Here is a 19,479-nt window from a genome sequence, read left to right as displayed (position 1 = left end):
ATCATAGCAAGCCTTCTACCTGCGGTTTTCTTTTTACCAATTTCGGTATGGTCGACAATCCGCAGTTCAGCCCCGTAATCCGGCATAGTTTTGAAGTTAGTCATTGGGGACGTTCTTAAATGACTAGTCAAACAAGAACGTCCCCAACGACTAGTCGTTTAAGAACGTCCCCAACGACTACCCCGATGTTTTGCGGCGCCGTAACTAAATAAGTTTGGTACCTTGACATTCTTGTGTGGCACTCCTAGATTAGTTAGGCACAAAACAATTCCACTACCTAACTAAAGAAAGGAGCGATACGAATTCATGTGCGATGAACCCCTTAACCTTCGCCCGCATGAGCCCGGCGGCGATCCTTCGGAGCCGGCAGACGTGCCCGAAGCAGTTAACGGCGAAGACAAGCTCGCCAAGCGCATCCTGAGCGGCCTGGGTTTTTGCGGCCATTACATGCATTTTCATGGCGGAGGCGTGTCCGGCAAGGCGCCCATCATCTGCCTGCTGGCCAAGCAGCCCGGCGGCGAGATGTCGCAGCAGGAACTCGGCATGCACTTTGACCTCAAGCCGGGGTCGCTTTCCGAGATCCTGTCCAAGCTCGAGCTCAACGGCCTCATTGAACGCAGCCGTAACCCCAAGGATCGACGGCAACTCACCATTCGTCTGACCGAAACCGGCCGGGAAAACGCCCGCATCGACCAGGCGGCCCGCATCCGCTTTAGAGAACGGGCCTTTAGCGCGCTCACCCATGACGAGCGCGAGGACCTCGCCGAAATGCTCGAGAAAATCCGTGTAACCTGGGAGGAACTGGATGATTAAAACCCTCATGGGAAGCATCCGCGACTATATGAAAGTCACCGTTGCCACGCCGCTGCTCGTGCTTGGCGAGGTGCTCTGCGAGATGCTGATTCCTTTTATCACCGCCAACCTGATCGACGCCATCAAAGACGGTGCCACCGTAGCCGAGATGCTTCCCACCGCAGGCTTTTTGGTGCTCATCGCGCTGACGTCGCTTGCTTTTGGCGCCGCTGCCGGCGTCACCTGCAGCCATGCGAGCTGCGGGTTCGCCAAGAACCTGCGTCACGACCTGTTCTACAAGATCCAGACGTTCAGCTTTGCCAACATCGATGAGTTCTCGAGCTCCTCGCTCGTCACGCGCCTGACCACCGATATCAACAACGTGCAGCAGGCCTTTATGATGATCATCCGTATCGCCGTGCGCGCGCCGCTGGTATTGATCTTCGCCTTTACCATGGCGTTTATCATGGGCGGCAGCGTTGCCATGGTCTACCTGGTCATCATTCCGCTGCTGGGCTTTGGGCTGTTCTTTATCATCTTTAAGGTGCGCCCCATCTTCTCGCGCGTGTTCCACAAGTACGACGCCCTTAACGAGTCCGTCGAGGAAAACGTCACCGGCATGCGCGTGGTCAAGAGCTATGTGCGCGAAGACTTTGAGAAGGAGAAGTTCGCGACCGCCGCGCGCGACGTCCAGATGGACTTCACCCGCGCCGAGAAGCTGCTCGCCTTTAACAACCCCATGATGAACATCTGCGTCAACGGCGCGTTTGTCGTCATCATCTACCTGGGCTCCAAGCTCATCATCACGAGCCAGGGCACGCTGTTCGACGTGGGCCAGCTCTCCTCGACCTTTACCTATGGTTTCCAGATTCTCATGAGCCTGATGCAGCTGTCGATGATCTTTGTCATGGTGACCATGGCCGACGAATCGGCACACCGCATTGCCGAGGTGCTGGCCGCCGAGCCCACGATCGCCGATCCCGCCGAGCCCGTGCTCGAGGTTGCCGACGGTTCCATCGACTTTGACCACGTGAGCTTTAAGTATTCCAAGCATGCGAAGCGCCAGGCGCTCGACGATATCGACCTGCACATTAAGAGCGGCGAGACCATCGGCATCATCGGCGGCACCGGCTCGGCCAAGTCCACGCTCGTAAACCTCATCGCCCGCCTGTACGACGCCACCGAGGGCACCGTGCGCGTGGGCGGCATGGACGTGCGCGACTACGACTTGGACGCCCTGCGCCACCAGGTCGCCATGGTGCTGCAGAAAAACGTGCTGTTTAGCGGCACCATCGCCGAGAACCTGCGTTGGGGCGACCCGAACGCCACCGACGAGGAAGTCCGCGAGGCAGCGCATCTGGCCTGCGCCGACGAATTTGTCGACGGTTTCCCCAAGGGCTACGACACCTGGATCGAACAGGGCGGCTCTAATGTTTCGGGCGGTCAGAAGCAGCGCCTGTGCATTGCGCGTGCCCTGCTGCGCCGCCCCAAGATCTTGATCCTGGACGACTCCACCAGCGCCGTCGACACCAAGACCGACGCCAAAATCCGCGCAGGCCTGGCAAGCTATCTGCCCAACACGACCAAGCTCATCATCGCCCAGCGCATCAGCTCCGTGCAGGACGCAGACCGCATCATCGTCATGGAGGGTGGCCGCATCGCACAGATCGGCAACCACGAAGAGCTGCTCAAGACGAGCGAGATCTACCGAGAGACCTTTACCTCGCAAAACAAGATGTCTGCCGAAGGTACGCAAGACGCCGACAACGTCTCTGGCGACGCGAACACGGCGGCAGACAACACCGACATGACCGCAACGCAAGCTCAGACCCAGGAAGGAGGCGAGGCACATGAGTAAGGCAACGACCGCCGAGCGCGCGCTCAACCGCAAGGGCGGCACCATGTCGCGCCTCATCAAGACGCTCTTTGGCTTCTATCCTGTGCTTTTGCCCCTCGTCGTCGCCGGCGTGGTGCTCTGCGCCATCATCAACTCCATCGGCGCGACCTTCCTGCAGAGCGCCCTGCAAATTATTAGCGAATCGTGGCAGTCGGGCGATTGGGAAGCCGCGCAGCCCAAGATCGCACAGCTCGTGACCACCCTCGCCTGCATCTACGGCGTCGGCGTCCTGTCCTCGCTCTTCTGGAACCGCGCCATGGCTATCGTCACACAAGGCTCGCTCGAGAAGCTGCGCGAGATGATGTTCAACCGCATGCAGGACCTGCCGATCCGCTACTTCGACACGCACCAGCGCGGCGATATCATGAGCCACTACACCAACGACATCGACACGCTGCGTCAGATGATCAGCCAGTCGCTGCCCAACCTGCTCATGACGATCATCATCATCGTCACGGTGTTCTTTATCATGCTGTACTACAGCGTGTGGATGTGCCTGGTCATCATCGCCGGCGTCGCCTTTATGACCTTTATGACCAAGCTGCTCGGCTCCAACTCCGCGCGCTTCTTCATTGCACAGCAGACCGAGCTCGGCGTGGTCGAGGGCCATATCGAGGAGGTCATGAACGGCCAGAAGGTCGTCAAGGCGTTCTGCCACGAGTCTGCCGCCGAGGCCGATTTTGACGAGCGCAACGAAAAGCTCTTCGAGGTCTCCCAGAAGGCCAACATGTACGCCAACATCCTCATGCCCATCCTTATGAACCTGGGCAACCTGCTCTACGTGCTGGTCGCACTGGCGGGCGGCATTTTCCTGGCACTGGGCGTGCCCAACCTGAGCATCTCGGGCATGGCGCTGTCCATCGCCGTCGTGGTGCCGTTCCTTAACATGACCAAGCAGTTCTGCGGACAGATCGGCCAGATCTCGCAGCAGATCAACGCCGTGGTCATGGGCCTCGCCGGCGCCGACCGCATCTTTGAGCTCATCGACGAGGAACCCGAAGCCGACGAAGGCTACGTGACGCTCGTCAACGCGCAGGTGAACCCCGACACCTGGCAGCTCGAGGAGGCCGACCACCACACCGGCATGTGGGCGTGGAAGCATCCGCACCGCGCGACCGGCGAGATCGACTACGTACCACTGCGCGGCGACCTGGTCATGGACAACGTCGACTTTGGCTACACGCCCGACCACGAGGTGCTGCACGGCGTGTCCGTGTTTGCCAAGCCGGGCCAGAAGGTCGCGTTTGTCGGCGCCACCGGTGCCGGCAAGACGACCATCACCAACCTCATCAACCGCTTCTATGACATCGCCGACGGCAAGATTCGCTACGACGGCATCAACGTCAACAAGATCCGCAAGGCCGACCTGCGCCGTTCGCTGGGCGTCGTACTACAGGATGTAAACCTGTTCTCCGGCACCGTGATGGACAACATCCGCTACGGCAACCTGAGCGCCACCGATGACGAATGCATCGCGGCGGCAAAGCTCGCAGGTGCGGACGACTTTATCACCCGCTTGCCCGACGGCTACGACACCATGCTCACCGGCAATGGCGCCCAGCTTTCGCAGGGCCAGCGCCAGCTGATTTCAATCGCACGTGCCGCCGTCGCCGACCCGCCGGCGATGATTCTGGACGAGGCCACCTCGAGCATCGACACTCGCACCGAGGCCATCGTGCAGGAGGGCATGGACAAGCTCATGGAGGGTCGCACGACGTTTGTCATCGCGCACCGTCTCTCCACCGTGCGCAACTCCGACGCGATCATCTGCCTGGACCACGGCCGCATCATCGAGCGCGGCAACCATGACGAGCTGATTGCCAAGCGCGGGTATTACTATCAGCTGTATACGGGTGCGTTTGAGCTCGAGTAGGACCGGCTACTGACGGAGGGTGCCCCGGGGCGGGCGGGGTAATTCCTCCGTGCTCAAACATTCTCGCTGCGCTGCGAAACTGCGCGCGGAGGAAATACACCGCCGTCCACGGGGCACCCTCCTACGCGTGATCAGCCCGTCGTTTAAAACGGAATAAAGGTTAGTGAGGCCCTGGCCGTTTGGCCAGGGCCTCGTTTTGTGTGACAAAGGGACTGTCCCTTTGTCACACAAATTAACTACTTGAGGAGTTGGGCCATGGCGTTGACGAATTTTTGTACTTGGAGGGTGGGCTCGAGCGGGTAGTGCAGATAGACCGGCACCTCGCGGCCGCACAGGAACGGCACGCCCACAAAGGCCGGATGCACGCCCGACCACGCGCCGCAGGTGAGTACCGCGTCGCCTTTCTCCTCGGCCTCGTTAAAGAGTGCGAAGTCGAAGCTGTCCACGTCGATCACGTCCACGCCGCCGTCGGCCAAAAGGTCGATGCGCAGATTGTCCATGGCGTCGTTGCCGTGGCGCAGCACGCGCAGGCGCATGCCCTCCAAGTCGGCAACTGTGATGCGGCTCTTACGCGCAAGCGGGCTCGTGCGAGGCACATCGATATAAAACGGCACGTTGACGATGAGGAGCTTTTGGCACGCATCGCCCCAGCGCGGGGTCGAAAAGCTCGACTGCACCACATCGACCTCGCGGCCCAAGCTGCGCATAACGGTCTCGCGCTCGTCGTACAGGTCGCTCACCGGCACGATCTCAAAGCGCAACGACGGCTCCAACTCGTGCACGCCCGTCCACATCGAAAGCGTCTGACGGCCTGGGCACATCATCGATACGCCCAGGCGCACCGCGCCGCCATCGCCCGCTGCGCGTCGGGCACGGCGCAGGGCATCCTCGGACTGGCGCATGATCGAGCGTGCATCGTCGACCAGCAGCGCCCCCGCCGGCGTCACCTTGACGCCCGAATGCGAACGCTCGAACAGCGTAATGCCGAACTCAGCCTCGAACCCCGATACCTGCTTGACGAGCGCCGGCGTCGACACGCGCAGCTTTGCCGCGGCGCGCGAGAAACTTCCCAGCTCCGCGGCGGCCGAAATGGCCTCAAGTCGTCGATCGTACACGTCGTCTCTCCGTTTTCGCTCGTACGGCCACACGGTGCCGCAGGGGGTCGTTTTCGCAGGTCACATGCTCAGCACAGGCAAATTGCGGCACACGGTGTGAACCTACGGTTAACGCCATTCTAACAAATATGCAATTCACCTGCGCAAATGCAAAACATACGATAACCAGCGAAAACCACGTGGGTCGGTTAATGGGAGCGACCCACCGGGAGGCACAAGAAGGGAAGTTCCTATGAGCAACTGGCTTAAGCTCGAGGGCGATGTCTGCGCCGTGACCGGCGCACTCGGCGGTATGGGCGTCGAGATTTGCCGCGAGTTCGCCCGCAACGGCGCCAACGTCGTCCTGCTCGATCTGGACGAGGAAAAGGTCAAGGCCGCAGCTGCCGACCTCGCCGCCGAGTTTGGCATCCACGCCGAGGGTTACAAGATGAACGCCACCGACGAGGCCGAGGTTCAGGCCGCCGTCGACGCCACCATCGCCAACTTCGGCCGCGTCGACGTCCTCGTCAACACCGCCGGCATCCTGCGCTTCGCCGCTATGGAGGACCTGCCGCTGAGCGACTGGGAGCAGGTACTCAACGTCAACCTCACCGGCTACTTCATCACCTCGCAGCGCTTTGGTCGCGAGATGATCAAGGCCGGCCAGGGCCGCCTGGTGCACATCTCGACCGTCGCCAGCCACTCCCCCGAGACGTTCTCGGGCGTGTACAGCTCCACCAAGGCCGGCGTCAACATGATGTCCAAGATGCTGGCAGCCGAGTGGGGCCCTTACGGCGTGCGCTCCAACTGCGTCGAGCCCTGCTTTGTTAAGACCCCCATGTCGGCGAGCTTTTACGCCGACCCCGAGGTCGAGAAGAGCCGCAGCCGCCTCATCGCCACGCGCCGCATCGGCGAGGTCAGCGATATCGCCAACGCCGTCATGTTCCTGGCGTCCAAGCGCTCGGACTTTACCACCGGCGACGCCATCAAGGTCGATGGCGGCTTCTCCAACATGATGGGCGACCTCACCGCCAAGCCCGGCGGCCGCCGCGCCTTTGCCGACAACTACCTTAAGAACAAGGGTGTCGAGCTTTGGTCCGACGAGTCCGGCGTCGCAAAGCCGACTGACCAGTAAAGCAGCCCGACAGGGAGGACCCGCGGACACGCCTGTTCCTCCCCCGTATCGATTAGAAAGAGTCCAATGGCTTCCACCAACTCCAACAAGGGTCGCGCCGTCGTGCTTTCCGCCGCGTGCGTCACCATGTTCTTCATCAGCTCCATCGCGCTGTATTCCGTCGTGAGCAAGAACCTGCTCGCCGTCTACCCCGAGTGGTCCAGCGCTCTTACCTGGGCCTTCCCGGTCTTTCAGACCATCATGGCCGTGACGGGCATCTTCGCCGGCCGTATCTCCGATAAGATCGGCCCGCGCAACGTCGTGATCGCTGCCGCCGTGTGCTACGGCCTGGGCTGGTTCATGTCCGGCACCGTCACCGAGCCGTGGCAGTTCTACCTGTGGTTCTCGCTCGTCGCCGCCATCGGCAACGGCCTGGGTTACAACCCCGCGCTCACCACCGGCCAAAAGTGGTTCATCGACAAGAAGGGTCTCGCCTCCGGCATCACCCTTGCCGCTTCGACCGCCGGCCCCGCCGTGCTATCCCCGGTGCTCGCCTCGCTGCTCATCCCGAGCCTGGGCATCTTTGGCGCCCTCAAGGCGCTCGGCGTCATCTTCTTTGTGATGATTGCCGCCTCCGCCCTGTTCCTGAAGGCCCCCGAGGCCGGTTGGCTGCCCGAGGGCTTCGAGGCCCCCAAGGGCGGCGCGCACGCCGGCACCTTCGGTGACCTCACCCCGGGCGAGATGGTCAAGACCCCGCGCTTCTGGGTCCTCATCGTCACCTTCGCCTGCGCCGCCACTGCGGGCACCCTGCTCGTGGGCAAGGTTGCCTCCATCGCCGCCGTCCAGCTCTTCGCCGACCCCACGAGCGCCGCAGCCGTCGCCCTCGGCGGTGTGGTGGTTTCCGTCAACACCTGCGCCAACCTGGTCGGTCGCCTGTCCTTTGGCCAGATCATCGACAAGCTCGGCGCCTACAAGTCGCTGCTCATCAGCCTTGTCGTCACCATCGTCGCGCTCGTCATCATGTCGATGAGCTTTACGCAGAGCATGTTCTTTGTGGCACTCGCCCTGCTCGGCTTTAGCTTTGGCGCCCTGCTCGTCATCTACCCGCCGCTCACCGGTGGCGCCTTTGGCACCAGCAACATCGGCGTCAACTACGGCATCATGTTTTTGGGCTACGCCGCTTCTACCTGGATCAGCCAGCCCATCACCGCCGTGCTGTATCACGCCGAGGCCGGCAGCGCCGCCTACCAGCAGTCCTTCTACGGCGCCATCGTGATTGCCGCCATCGCCGTCGTACTCACCGTCTACATGATGGTCTCCGACAGCAAGAAGAAGTCCGCCTAGTTATACCGATGTGACAAAGGGGCTGTCCCTTTGTCACATTCCAAGCCACCAGCATTAAGGAGTCGAAATGTCTGAGCTCAACCCCGTCCGCATTGCCGTCATCGGCGCCGGCGCCATGGGCCGCAACCACATCCGCTTTGTCACCGAGGAGCCCGAGGCCGAACTCGTCGCCATCGCCGACGCCTTTGAGGGCGCCCGCGCCACGGCCGAGGCCGCCGGCGTGCCGTTCTTTACCGATCCTGCCCAGATGATGGACGAGGTCAAGCCCGAGGCCGTCATCATCGCCACCCCCAACGACCTGCACCTGGGCGTTGCCCGCGAGGCCATCAAGCGCAACATCGTGCCGCTGGTCGAAAAGCCGATCTCCAACGATCTTGAGGATGCCCAGGCCTTCGCCGCCGAGGCCGAGACCGCCGGCGTGCCCGTGCTCGTGGGTCAGCACCGTCGCCACAACCCGTTTGTGAACAAGGCCAAGAAGATCATCGAGTCTGGCGAGCTGGGCAAGCTCACCGTGTCGAGCTTCCACTACATGATCTATAAGAATGACGAGTACTTCGATGTCGAGTGGCGCCGCAAGAAGGGTGCCGGCCCGATCCTGGTTAACCTGGTTCACGACGTCGACCTGCTCCGCTATCTGCTGGGCGAGCCCGTTGCCGTCCAGGGTATGCAGTCCAGCGCCGCCCGCGGTTTTGAGACCGAGGACTCCGCCGTGGTCAACGTCCGTTTTGCCGATGGCGCGCTCGCAAGCATGACCATCTCCGATGCCACCGCCAGCCCCTGGAACTGGGAGGCGACTGCTCGCGAGGACCCGCAGTACCGCCCCTTCGACGCCGACGCCTACTTTATCGGCGGCACCAAGGGCGCCCTGTCGCTGCCCCGCCTGCACCAGTTCTCCTACGACGGCGCCTCCAACTGGCACAAGCCGCTGCAGATGGAGATTCCGGCTGTCGACCCGGCACTGCCGCACAAGATGCAGCTCAAGCACTTTGTGAAGGTCGTCCGCCGCGAGGTCGAGCCCGTCGTGACCCCCGCCGATAACGTCAAGACGCTCACGCTTCTCAACGCCATCAAGGAGGCCGCCGAGACCGGCCAGCTCGTCGAGCTGTAATGCCTTAAGAGCGACCGCGGCAGAAACCCCATGCCGGACCCCTCGGTCCGCCACCAACAAGTCCCTCTTCTTTGCCCCGCGAGCAGCCTCCTGCCCGCGGGGCATTTTGCTACCTTGCCGACGATTATTCTGGAGCGAGGCTATTTTGCGCCTCAGCTTAGTTCGTTCGCCACGAAATGGGCCTATCTACTACGTTCAGCCGACCACCCTCAACCATGCCGAATTTCGCGAAATAAAAACCGCAGGTAGACGGCTTGCGTATTTTCGGAAAACCGGGGGATGGTCGACCCATACGGTTCAAACGTAGTAGATAGACCGTTTTCGTGGCGCGGCCCCAAAAACAGTCTTTTGGGACGGGTGGTATCCTTGGTAGCCCTGTGCTGCAAACGCACCTTAAACGCAAGGAGTCCCATGGATCTTATCGCCCAGCTCGCCCGCGAGCTCAACCTTAAGGCCGTCAACATCGAGGCAGCCGTCAAGCTCATCGACGAGGGCAACACCATCCCCTTTATCTCGCGCTACCGCAAAGAAGCCACGGGCGGCATGGACGACGTCGCCCTGCGCGCACTCGACGAGCGCCTGTCCTACCTGCGCAATCTTGAGCAGCGTAAAGAGGACGTCATCCTACTCATCGACGCGCAGGGCAAACTCACGCCCGAACTCGAGCAGCAGATTCGCGAGGCCACGCAGCTCCAGCGTGTCGAGGACCTCTACAAGCCCTTCCGCAAAAAGCGCATGACTCGCGCGCAGAAGGCCCGCGAGGCCGGCCTGGAGCCACTCGCCAACATGATCATCATGCAGGCCTCGGCCAAGGGCAGCGCGCTCGACACCGCCGCGGCATACGTCAACGAGGAGGCCGGCTTCGACACGCCCGAGAAAGCGCTCGCCGGCGCCGCCGACATCGTGGCCGAGACGGTGGCCGAGGACCCCGAGAACGTCGCCGACCTGCGCGCCTTTACGCAAAACACCGCCGACATCGTCGTCGAGGCCACCGACCCTGCCGAGAAGACCCCCTATGAGCCGTACTACAACTTTGACGAGCCGCTGCGCCATATTCCCAACCACCGCGTGCTGGCTATCGACCGCGGTGAGCGCGAGGGCAAGCTCCGCGTGCGCGTGAACGTCGACGGCGCTGCCGCCACGGCACGCCTCGGCAGCCGTTGGCCCCGACGCCAGGGCGTGTTTGCTCCCATCTTCGATGCCGCCATCGCTGACGGTTACAAGCGCCTCATGGCCCCCTCGCTGGAGCGCGAGGCCCGCGCCAAACTCACCGTTCGTGCCCAGACCGAGGCCATCAACGTCTTTGCCAAGAATCTTGAGGGCCTGCTCTCGGCACGCCCCGTCCGCGGCGCCCGTGTGCTCGCGCTCGATCCGGGCTACCGCACCGGCTGCAAGGTCGCCGTCATGGACGAGACCGGCAAGCTGCTCGACCACAGCGTAGTCTACCCCACCAAGCCGCGCCACGACGTCGCCGGCACTAAGCGCGAGCTCGCCCGCCTCGTCAAGAAGGACGGCGTCAACACCATCGTCATCGGCAACGGCACCGCCAGCCGCGAGACCGAGGAAGTCGTCTCGGAGCTCATCGCCGAGCAGGCGCCTGGGCTGCGATACACCATCGTCAACGAGGCCGGCGCGTCGGTGTACTCCGCCTCCGAGCTCGCCAGCCAGGAGTATCCCGACCTGGACGTCACCGTGCGTGGCGCCATGAGCCTGGGCCGCCGCCTGCAGGACCCGTTGGCAGAGCTCGTCAAGATTCCGCCCCAGTCCATCGGCGTGGGCCAGTACCAGCACGACCTTGACCAGGCCGAGCTCTCGCGCGCCCTGGGCCACGTGGTGGAGGACGTCGTCAACCGCGTGGGCGTCGACGTGAACACCGCGAGCGCGAGCCTGCTGGGATACGTATCGGGCATCACGCCGAGCGTGGCCAAGAACATCGTGGCGTACCGCGAGGAAAACGGCGCCTTTACCGATCGCCGCCAGCTCAAGAAGGTCCCCAAGCTGGGACCCAAGGCGTACCTCAACGCCGCAGGTTTCCTGCGCATCAGCGGCGGCAAGAACCCGCTCGATGCGACAAGCGTCCACCCCGAGAGCTACGAGGTGGCCACGGCCGTCCTGGAGCGCGCCGGCGTTGCGGCGAGCGAGCTCAGCCGCGGCGGCGTGCCCGACATCGAGCGCCGCCTGGGCAGCATCTCGGCGCTGGCAAGCGACCTGGACTGCGGTACCCTGACGCTCATCGACATTGTCAACGAGCTCAAGAAGCCCGGCCGCGACCCGCGCGACGACGCGCCCGAGGTGGTCTTTAGCCGCTCGGCACTTTCCATCGACGACTTGGAGCCCGGCATGGAACTCAAGGGCACGGTGCGCAACGTCGTGGACTTTGGCGCCTTCGTCGACGTGGGCGTGCACCAGGACGGCCTCGTGCACATCTCCAAGCTTGCCAACCGCTTCGTCAAGCACCCGAGCGACGTGGTGCGCGTCGGCGACACGGTCAAGGTGTGGGTCGAGAAGGTCGATCGCGACCGCAAGAAGATCTCGCTCACCATGGTGCGGGGCAAATAAGCCGCTGCAGGCGCTCGGCGGGTCCCATTCCGCCGAGCGCCCCTCCTTCTAAAACGATTTGGCGATATCCCGAAGTGCGAGACGCCGTTTCCGCTAATCCTCACCTGCAATTTTTGAGATATTCGGCCTCACTGGGCCACGATAACACCTCTTCAAAGTGCAAGCTCAACAAATAAGCGTCAGATATTCTACAAACGTCCTATATCTGCACCCGCAGAGGTGCGGTACGGGACGTTTTTCAGCCATATTGGCAATCTTGACGGCACCCTGAGGCCGAATATCTCGATTTTTGTTAGTGGAGCACTTATGGGCACGAACCGCAAAGACCTCGTTTGCCCGGTAGAGCTGTTCAACCACGTCAAGTATGAGATCTTACATGCGCGGAACAAAGGATAATCGAAGGGTCTTGGGCGACTTGCGCGTCGCCCCGAACACATAGCCGGCAGGGTCCTTTGCCTTGGCGATGACTGCCAACTCGGGGCCGGATCGTTTTCGATACTTGATAGATATGGATTAGAAGATCATTAGATTACAAGTTGATCCATGATGCGGAACCGCGTTGTCCACGCGATGCCGTCGGAGCCCACGCCGCCGTCCGAGGTGACGCCGGACGCGTAACACGAATCGTCATCCGGCGAACGAAGCCGCCAGTGGCACGCGGCGTTGCCATCCGAGCCCAGCCCCATTACTGCCCGAGACAGTTGGCGGGGTAGCGCTGTCGACCCCCATCGGAATAAAGGTAGCGATTCAGCTCAGGACCTACCGACGGGCTCGTGTCGGCAGCCCCGGCCTTTCCTTTGCCTAGCGCGACCCTCGCGAAGCGCGTGAGCGATAGGGAAAGGAAAGGCCGGGGCGAACAATCCGCGGCGCAGCCAGTGTTCGCGTTACGGCAGGATATGGAAACCGAGCGCCGCGATATCCTTGGCAAAGCCGCGCACGGTATCGAGCGAAACCTCGTACGGGTCGCGGCCGATGTTCTTGCGCTTGGCCAGAATGCTGTTGGGCACCGTGATGATCTGGCAGCCGCAGGCCTGCGCCTGGTAAATGTTGATAAGCTCGCGCGTGGACGCCCACAGAACCTCGCAGTTGGGCTTGGCGGCGGCCTTCTTGACCGACTCCGTCATAAACGGAATGGGATCGACGCCGGTGTCGGCGATGCGGCCGGCAAAGAGCGAGATGATGGACGGCGTCTCGGCGTCGACGGCGTCGACCATCTCGTCAACCTGCGCGGGCGTAAAGATGGTGGTGACGTTGACCTTGATGCCGTCGGCGGAAAGCTTGCGCACCAACTCGGCCGTGGACTCGCCCTTGGTGGTCACGCACGGAATCTTGACATAGACGTTCTCGGCCCAGGCAGCGATCTCGCGAGCCTCGATCTCCATGGTCTCGACGTCGTCGGCAAAGACCTCAAACGATACGGACACATCGGTGATGTGGGCCAGGACCTCCTTGGCAAACGCGCGGTAATCCGTCACGCCGCCCTTCTTCATAAGGGACGGGTTGGTCGTGAAGCCCTGAACGTTGCCGTTCTCGTACATGTCGAGCATGCCCTCGAGGTTTGCACCGTCAGCGAACACCTTGATTGCCATCTGCCTGATTCCTTTCGTTAGCATACGGGCGTGGAACTGCTAAACACTTTATCTACGTTTATCAAGGCGTGAACTGCGGTTTTTTATCTTCTCGGCGAACGGTATAAACGCCTTAGCGTTTGAATTGATAAATCGATTGAGCATGTGAATCCGGTGAGTTGCAGATCGAAAATCGTCCGAACGGCGAAATAATTAGATCAACCCAAAGTGGCGCATGGCGGTGACGGTACCGTCGCGTGCGACGTCGTCGGTCACGTAGTCGGCGACCGCCTTGACCTCGGGCATGGCGTTGCCCATGGCAACAGCCGTTTCGACGGCGGCAAGCATGCCCAGGTCGTTGCCCGAATCGCCAAAGCCAAAGGTGCGCGCGTTGCCGGCGCGCCCCAGATACTCAAGCGCTCGCGCCACGCCCACGCCCTTGTCAATGCCCTTGGGACTCAGCTCGCGATTCTGGCCGCCGGTGTTGCACAGCTCAAAGTTGCGTTCGATAAAGCCGTCGTCATTGGCCACGCGAGCCAAGCCGGGCTCGTTAAGGCACACCTTGCCCACACGCAGGCGGCCGTCGATGCGCATTTCCTCGGCGCTATGCACCACATGCGTGCCGATCAGAGACGACCGTTCAACACCCGCGGGCTCTAGTGCAAAAGTCGCAGCGTTGGCCTCAAAAAAGACCTCAATGCCGGCGTCCACAACGCGACGCGCAAGCTCCTCGACAATGTCCTCTTCAAAGCAATCCTCATGCACCACACGGCCCTCAACCTCGAGCGTCGCCCCCGCCATGGCCACGATACCCGCAGGTTCGAGCTCACGCAGACCATCGGCAATCAGCCACAAGGGGCGTCCTGTGCAGATAAACGCCTTGTGCCCCGCATCGTGCAGGCGATGAAACGCCTCAATGACCGTCTGCGAGGGGCGCACCGCCGAAAAGTCCTTATCGGTCATGCTGTCGGGATCGAACGACGTCAGCGTGCCGTCCACGTCAAAAAACAGTACAGCGGAATCGGGGCACGCATCAATCATATGGGTTCCTTTCGAGGGCGATGGCAAACGAAGCTTCCATCATATAATGGAGCGACACAACCAGAGAGGTCACCCATGGAATTTTACGCAAGCTGCCCCGAGGGCTTTGAGTCCGCACTCGCCGATGAGCTTAAACGCCTCGGACTTTCGCATGTTCGCCGGCTGAAGGGCCGCGCTGCATTTGAGGGCGAGCTCGAAGAAGGCTACCGTGCCTGCCTGTGGTCGCGCCTGGCCAGCCGCGTGTTTGTGGTGCTCGGGCGCTTTGAGGCACAGGATGCCGACGAGCTGTACGATGCCGTTTACGACATTGCCTGGGAAAACATCGTCCGCCCCGGCGCCACCATTGCCATCACTGCCCGTGGTGTGACCGAGCAGCTGCGCAACACGCGCTTCTCTGCCCTGCGCGCCAAGGACGCATTGTGCGATCGCCTGGCCGAGACCACAGGCCGTCGCGCCGATGTCGATGCCACCGATCCCGATGTCCACCTGCTGCTTGCGTTGCGTCAGCGCCGCGCGAGCATAAGCCTGGACCTTTCGGGCGACCCGCTGTTCAAGCGCCTGCCGCCCGCCGCGACCCGTGCCGGCGAGGGCGCGCACGTGTTGCGCCCCGACTACGCCGCCCTGGTATTGGCGCAGGTCGGCTGGACCGCGCTGTGCGAGCGCGAGCTGACGGCCGATGATTACGAAAACGAGGCCCTGCCCGCGCTGATCGACGCCTCGTGCGCCGGCGGCGGCCTGCTGCTAGAGGCCGTGAACATTCTGGCCGACCGCGCCCCGGGCGCCGCGCGCGAGCACTGGGGCTTTGAGGGCTGGCAGCTGCACGATGCCGCCCTATGGGAGCAGCTGCTTGCCGAGGCACGCGAGCGCGAGACGGCAGCGCGCGAGCGCCAGGCGCGCATCGTTGCCGTAGACATCGACCCCGCCGCCCGCAAGACCGCTGAGCGCATGGTCAAGTGCGCCGGCTATAAGCGCTTTGTCGACTTTTGCGCCGCCAAGCCCACTACCGTACTGGACCATGCGGGTGCTGTCGCCGGCGCCGCCGTGGTCGCAGACACCACCGAGACCCCGCTTTCGCTCATGCACGACGCCATGACGCTGGTCGGCGAGCTGCGTCGCGCGCCCGAGCTTACCGCCGCACCGGTCGCCGCGCTCACCCGCGACGGCCTTATGGCCCGCGCACTCCATGCCGAGCCCGCGCGCTCCATCGCCGTCATGCCCAACAACGAAGAGGCGACTATTGAGGTTTGGCTCTCGCTCGACCACGCCGCCGCAGCATTTGAAGCTGCGACTAGCGCGGATGCCGAGGAGCAGGCCGCAGATACCGAAAACGAAGCCGCCAACGCTCCCATGCCCGAACCTGCCGCCACGCTCGATTTGGGCGACGGCAAGCCGCTGCCCGTGCTCATTCCCGAGTCCGAGCAGTTCGCCAACCGCCTGCGCAAGAACGCCCGCCTGCGCCGCAAGTGGGCAAAGCGTGAGGGCGTGAGCTGCTACCGCGTCTACGATGCCGACCTGCCCGACTACTCCGCCGCCATCGACCTGTACGAGGGCTGCTCGCAGACGCCGGGCCGCTGGCTCGTCATCGCCGAATACGCCGCGCCCAAGACCATCGACCCGGCGCTGGCCCAGGCCCGCATGCTCGATATCTTGGCCATCGCGCCGCGCGTCCTGGATGTTCCAGCCGAGCACGTGCACGCCAAAGCCCGCATACGTTCGCGCGGCGGTTCGCAGTACGGTAAGCAGGGCGCCGGCAAGGGCGGCTCGGGCGAGCGCGCCAACATTGCGCGCCGTCGCCTGCCGCTCATCGAGGAAGGCGGCCTTACCTTTGCCGTCAACTTTGACGACTACCTGGACGTCGGCATCTTCCTGGATCATCGCGTCACGCGCAATCTGGTGCGCGAGCACGCCAAGCAGGCGCGCCGCTTCCTCAACCTGTTTGCCTACACCGGCACCGCCACCTGCTATGCAGCCGACGGCGGCGTCGAGGAAACCGTGACGGTCGACCTCTCCAACACCTACCTGGACTGGGCCGAGCGCAACATGCGCCAGAATGGCTTTGTGGGGCCGCAGCACCACTTTGTGCGCGACGACGTGCTCGCCTGGATTCGCGACCAGCGCCAGACGCGCAATCGCTGGGACCTGATCTTTGTCGATCCGCCCACGTTTTCGAACTCGTCCAAGATGGGCCGCCGCACCTGGGATGTTCAGCGCGACCATGTTGAGCTTTTGGCCGGTGTATCGCGCCTGCTCGCGCAGGGCGGCCACGCCATCTTTAGCTGCAACCTGCGCGGCTTCCGCCCCGAGACGCGCAAGCTCGCGCGCGCGGGCGTCGTGCTGGAGGACATTACGGCGCAGACCATCCCCGAGGACTTCGCGCGCAACCAGAAGGTGCACCATTGCTATATCGTGCGCCGCCTGCCCATCGAGGATGCCATGGCCGAAGTCGGCTTTAGTGCCGAGGAGATTGCCGAGCGAACCGAGGAGCTGCGCAACCCCGAAGCCCACAAGCCCCGTACAGCAGTGCCCGCGCACGCGCAGGCCGGCGACCGAGGGCCGCGCGGTGACGGCAAGCCCACCTGTGCAGGTAAGCCCAAAAAGAAGAAGTTCTACGCCAGCAAGCCCAAGGGCAAATAACAAAATTGCGGTGGAATAGTTCCTAAAAATGCCTGGTAAAGGCCAAAATAGGATCTATTTCACCGCAACTCATAGAGGGGCCGCGCTCTGCCCTACCCCTGGGTGACCAATCGGTAACCGATACCCACATGCGTTTGGATATAGCGCGGATGCGCGGGGTCGGACTCGATCTTCTTGCGCAGCGTGCCCATAAAGACGCGTAGGCTCGCCAGGTCGCTCTTAGTCGCCGTACCCCAAATCTCGTTCAGGATAAATTGGTGCGTCAGCACCTTGTCGGCATTGTGTGCCAGCAGGCAGAGCAACTTGTACTCGATCGGCGTCAGATGCAGCTCCTCGCCATCCATCGTGGCGATGCCGGCATCAAAATCGATATGCAACTCGCCGGTATCGAACGAGCCCTCGGAAGCAACACCGCCCGCCTGCGCATACGAAAGGCGCCTGAGCGTCGTGCGAATGCGCGCGAGCAGCTCCTCGACCGAAAACGGCTTAGTCAGGTAGTCGTCGGCGCCGGCATCGAGCGCGCGGATCTTGTCCACGTCCTCGCTGCGTGCCGAAACCACGATAATCGGCATGCCCGACCACGCGCGCACCGACTCCACCACCTTGACGCCGTCCATATCGGGCAGGCCCAGATCGAGCAGCACAATGCTCGGCGCCTGCGACGAGGCGGCGGCGATGGCGGCGTGAGCGGTCTCCACGGCCATATGGCGCAAGCCGTGCGCCTCGAGCGCGGCGACGATAAGGTTGCGGACGGCGGGATCGTCCTCAACGACCAAGATGAGCGGTTTCACGGCAGAGTTCGGCACAGCGCTACTCCTTATCAAACGAAATATCGGCGGCGGGAAGCTCAATCGTAAAGACAGAGCCGTGCGGGGCCGCCGCGGCAACCTCTATGCTACCGCCATGTGCCAGCGCAATGGAGCGACAGAGCGAAAGCCCCAAGCCCACGCTGCGGCAACTGTCGGCTAGGCCATGGTTGGCGGTGTAGAACGACTCAAAGATTCGCTCGCGGTCCTCGGGCGCAATGCCCGGGCCATCATCAGCAACCGAGCACGCCACGCATCCACCATGGACGCCAATCGAGATTATGACATGCGAGCCCGCAGGCGTATAGGTGATGGCGTTGTTCACCAGATTGACCACCAGCTGCACCATCAGGCGCGCGTCGACGTTGACGAGCGCCGGCTCATCGCACGCCACTACCTTAAGGTCGTGCTCGCGCACGGCCGGATTTACGTGACGCAGCGCCTCCTCGACGATATCGTCCATGAGCTCGAGCGTGGTCGACAGGTGCATGCCGCCGCCCTCGAGCTTGGTGATGGCGAGCAGATTCTCGACGGTAGCGTTGAGCCACAGCGCATCCGAGCGAATGGATAGGAGCATGCCGCGGCGTGTCTGGTCGTCGAGCACGGCCGTGCCGGTCGAGCCCTGGTCGAGCAACACGTCGGCATTACCCGAAATACTGGTGAGCGGCGTACGCAGATCGTGCGAAATGGAACGCAGCAAATTGGCACGCAGCTGCTCGTTTTTAGCGAGTACCGCCGCCTCCTCGCGGGCCTCCATGGCGCGGGCGCGATCGAGCGCAAGCTCGCCTTCGCTCACAATGGCATCGGCAAGCGTCCGCTCCTCGGGCGTCAGCGCATCGGGCTCGGCGACAATGGCGAGCACCCCCACCACCGAGGCGGGATCGCCCGCGCGCACCATGGTGTCACCCGAGCGCACGGTCAGGTATATGCCGTAGAACGCCGAGCCACCATAGGTGGCATCGAGCGGCGTTCCCACATAAGCGGATGCCGAGAGCCGCGGCGGCATCTGGGGCGCCAACTGGTGCACCGGCGCGGCATCGCCCACGGCCGTGTACGTCGCGCGCGGCAGCAGGTCATCGTCGTCGGCATCGGCGCTATACCACACGACCGGACAGTCCGAAAGACGCGCCAGCTGCGTTGCCATAGCGTGCACAATCTGTTGCTGATCGGCGCAGCGCTGCAGCATACGGTTGGTCTCGAGCACCATCTGCGTGCGACGGTCGCTGGCGGCAGCCTGCGCCAAGGCGCGGCGCAGGGCCAGCGCGATCGAGCTCGACACGAGCGAGACCGCAAACATAATGAAGAACATGCCGGGATAGACGCGGTCGATAAACGACAGCGAGCAGCGCGGGTCGACAAACAAGAAGTTATAGAGCGCCACGGCGGCAGCCGAGCTCAGCAAGCAATACAGGCGACTCCAGGTAAAGAATGCGCACAGCTGCACGGCGAACACATAGACGATCATGATGCTCGGCGCGAGACCCGGATGGTCGAGCAGCGCGCCCACAATCGTCGCCGCGACCAGCAGCCCCGCCGATACGCAGGCGTCATACAGAGGGCTGCGACGCGTCAGCGTTGTACGCCGCCACCAAAAGTTCTCGGCAATATCGCCGTCCGCATGGACGTCCATCAGCGCCCCGCCCCTCTCT

The 19,479-nt window shown here is 62.7% G+C and carries 13 protein-coding genes; 8 read left to right on the top strand and 5 right to left on the bottom strand.

The window, feature by feature from the left end; genetic code table 11:
* Positions 1-306: 306 nt before the first annotated feature.
* Genes DXC90_RS04215 through DXC90_RS04205 form a run of 3 tightly spaced genes read left to right on the top strand, consistent with a single transcriptional unit; the run spans position 307 to position 4,562 of the window.
* Positions 307-813, top strand: a complete 507-nt coding sequence (locus DXC90_RS04215) for a MarR family winged helix-turn-helix transcriptional regulator (RefSeq protein WP_117734890.1) — start codon at positions 307-309, stop codon at positions 811-813.
* Positions 806-2,650, top strand: coding sequence for an ABC transporter ATP-binding protein (locus DXC90_RS04210; RefSeq protein WP_233502153.1), 1,845 nt, complete (start codon positions 806-808; stop codon positions 2,648-2,650). Before DXC90_RS04215 ends, DXC90_RS04210 begins: the two co-directional genes overlap by 8 nt.
* Positions 2,643-4,562, top strand: a complete 1,920-nt coding sequence (locus DXC90_RS04205; RefSeq protein WP_117734889.1) for an ABC transporter ATP-binding protein — start codon at positions 2,643-2,645, stop codon at positions 4,560-4,562. Before DXC90_RS04210 ends, DXC90_RS04205 begins: the two co-directional genes overlap by 8 nt.
* 236 nt (positions 4,563-4,798) lie before the next feature.
* Here DXC90_RS04205 and DXC90_RS04200 read toward each other — a convergent pair whose 3' ends face one another.
* On the bottom strand, positions 4,799-5,677 hold the full coding sequence (locus tag DXC90_RS04200; protein ID WP_117734888.1) for a LysR family transcriptional regulator: 879 nt from the start codon (positions 5,675-5,677) through the stop codon (positions 4,799-4,801).
* A gap of 232 nt (positions 5,678-5,909) precedes the next feature.
* Here DXC90_RS04200 and DXC90_RS04195 point away from each other — a divergent pair, with 232 nt between their 5' ends.
* The 4 genes from DXC90_RS04195 (at position 5,910) to DXC90_RS04180 (ending at position 11,781) form a co-directional block, all read left to right on the top strand.
* Positions 5,910-6,791, top strand: coding sequence for an SDR family NAD(P)-dependent oxidoreductase (locus tag DXC90_RS04195; protein ID WP_117734887.1), 882 nt, complete (start codon positions 5,910-5,912; stop codon positions 6,789-6,791).
* 66 nt (positions 6,792-6,857) lie between these two features.
* Positions 6,858-8,114, top strand: a complete 1,257-nt coding sequence (locus DXC90_RS04190; protein WP_117734886.1) for an MFS transporter — start codon at positions 6,858-6,860, stop codon at positions 8,112-8,114.
* 67 nt (positions 8,115-8,181) lie between these two features.
* Entirely contained in the window at positions 8,182-9,222 is a 1,041-nt protein-coding gene (locus DXC90_RS04185) for a Gfo/Idh/MocA family protein (RefSeq protein ID WP_117734885.1), read from the top strand.
* A gap of 411 nt (positions 9,223-9,633) precedes the next feature.
* A complete protein-coding gene (locus DXC90_RS04180; protein ID WP_117734884.1) occupies positions 9,634-11,781 on the top strand; it encodes a Tex family protein in 2,148 nt (715 codons plus the stop codon).
* Positions 11,782-12,665: 884 nt separating this feature from the next.
* On the opposite strand, the gene DXC90_RS04175 is transcribed toward DXC90_RS04180, so the two are convergent.
* Together DXC90_RS04175 and DXC90_RS04170 are read right to left on the bottom strand one after the other, a co-directional pair.
* Entirely contained in the window at positions 12,666-13,370 is a 705-nt protein-coding gene (locus DXC90_RS04175; protein ID WP_233502152.1) for a transaldolase, read from the bottom strand.
* 192 nt (positions 13,371-13,562) lie between these two features.
* Entirely contained in the window at positions 13,563-14,390 is an 828-nt protein-coding gene (locus tag DXC90_RS04170; RefSeq protein WP_117734882.1) for an HAD-IIB family hydrolase, read from the bottom strand.
* A 75-nt stretch (positions 14,391-14,465) separates the two neighbouring features.
* On the opposite strand from DXC90_RS04170, the gene rlmKL reads away from it, so the two are divergent.
* Positions 14,466-17,024, top strand: a complete 2,559-nt coding sequence (rlmKL, locus tag DXC90_RS04165) for a bifunctional 23S rRNA (guanine(2069)-N(7))-methyltransferase RlmK/23S rRNA (guanine(2445)-N(2))-methyltransferase RlmL (RefSeq protein WP_117734881.1) — start codon at positions 14,466-14,468, stop codon at positions 17,022-17,024.
* A gap of 92 nt (positions 17,025-17,116) precedes the next feature.
* Here rlmKL and DXC90_RS04160 read toward each other — a convergent pair whose 3' ends face one another.
* Both DXC90_RS04160 and DXC90_RS04155 read right to left on the bottom strand, forming a co-directional pair.
* On the bottom strand, positions 17,117-17,830 hold the full coding sequence (locus DXC90_RS04160; protein ID WP_199406609.1) for a response regulator: 714 nt from the start codon (positions 17,828-17,830) through the stop codon (positions 17,117-17,119).
* A 4-nt stretch (positions 17,831-17,834) separates the two neighbouring features.
* Entirely contained in the window at positions 17,835-19,460 is a 1,626-nt protein-coding gene (locus DXC90_RS04155; RefSeq protein ID WP_117734880.1) for an ATP-binding protein, read from the bottom strand.
* Between the last annotated feature and the right edge of the window lie 19 nt (positions 19,461-19,479).

Origin of the sequence: Collinsella sp. TF09-1AT (assembly GCF_003436895.1) — a bacterium.
In the GTDB taxonomy this organism is placed as follows: domain Bacteria; phylum Actinomycetota; class Coriobacteriia; order Coriobacteriales; family Coriobacteriaceae; genus Collinsella.
This window is presented reverse-complemented; position numbering and strand designations above follow the sequence as displayed.

Excerpts from the sequence above, each read along its gene's own strand:
- DXC90_RS04180 (WP_117734884.1), top strand. The coding sequence starts at position 9,634 with ATGGATCTTATCGCCCAGCTCGCCCGCGAGCTCAACCTTAAGGCCGTC.
- DXC90_RS04210 (WP_233502153.1), top strand. The coding sequence starts at position 806 with ATGATTAAAACCCTCATGGGAAGCATCCGCGACTATATGAAAGTCACC.
- DXC90_RS04215 (WP_117734890.1), top strand. The coding sequence starts at position 307 with ATGTGCGATGAACCCCTTAACCTTCGCCCGCATGAGCCCGGCGGCGAT.
- DXC90_RS04185 (WP_117734885.1), top strand. The coding sequence starts at position 8,182 with ATGTCTGAGCTCAACCCCGTCCGCATTGCCGTCATCGGCGCCGGCGCC.
- DXC90_RS04170 (WP_117734882.1), bottom strand. The coding sequence starts at position 14,390 with ATGATTGATGCGTGCCCCGATTCCGCTGTACTGTTTTTTGACGTGGAC.
- DXC90_RS04175 (WP_233502152.1), bottom strand. The coding sequence starts at position 13,370 with ATGGCAATCAAGGTGTTCGCTGACGGTGCAAACCTCGAGGGCATGCTC.
- rlmKL (WP_117734881.1), top strand. The coding sequence starts at position 14,466 with ATGGAATTTTACGCAAGCTGCCCCGAGGGCTTTGAGTCCGCACTCGCC.
- DXC90_RS04155 (WP_117734880.1), bottom strand. The coding sequence starts at position 19,460 with ATGGACGTCCATGCGGACGGCGATATTGCCGAGAACTTTTGGTGGCGG.
- DXC90_RS04190 (WP_117734886.1), top strand. The coding sequence starts at position 6,858 with ATGGCTTCCACCAACTCCAACAAGGGTCGCGCCGTCGTGCTTTCCGCC.
- DXC90_RS04195 (WP_117734887.1), top strand. The coding sequence starts at position 5,910 with ATGAGCAACTGGCTTAAGCTCGAGGGCGATGTCTGCGCCGTGACCGGC.
- DXC90_RS04205 (WP_117734889.1), top strand. The coding sequence starts at position 2,643 with ATGAGTAAGGCAACGACCGCCGAGCGCGCGCTCAACCGCAAGGGCGGC.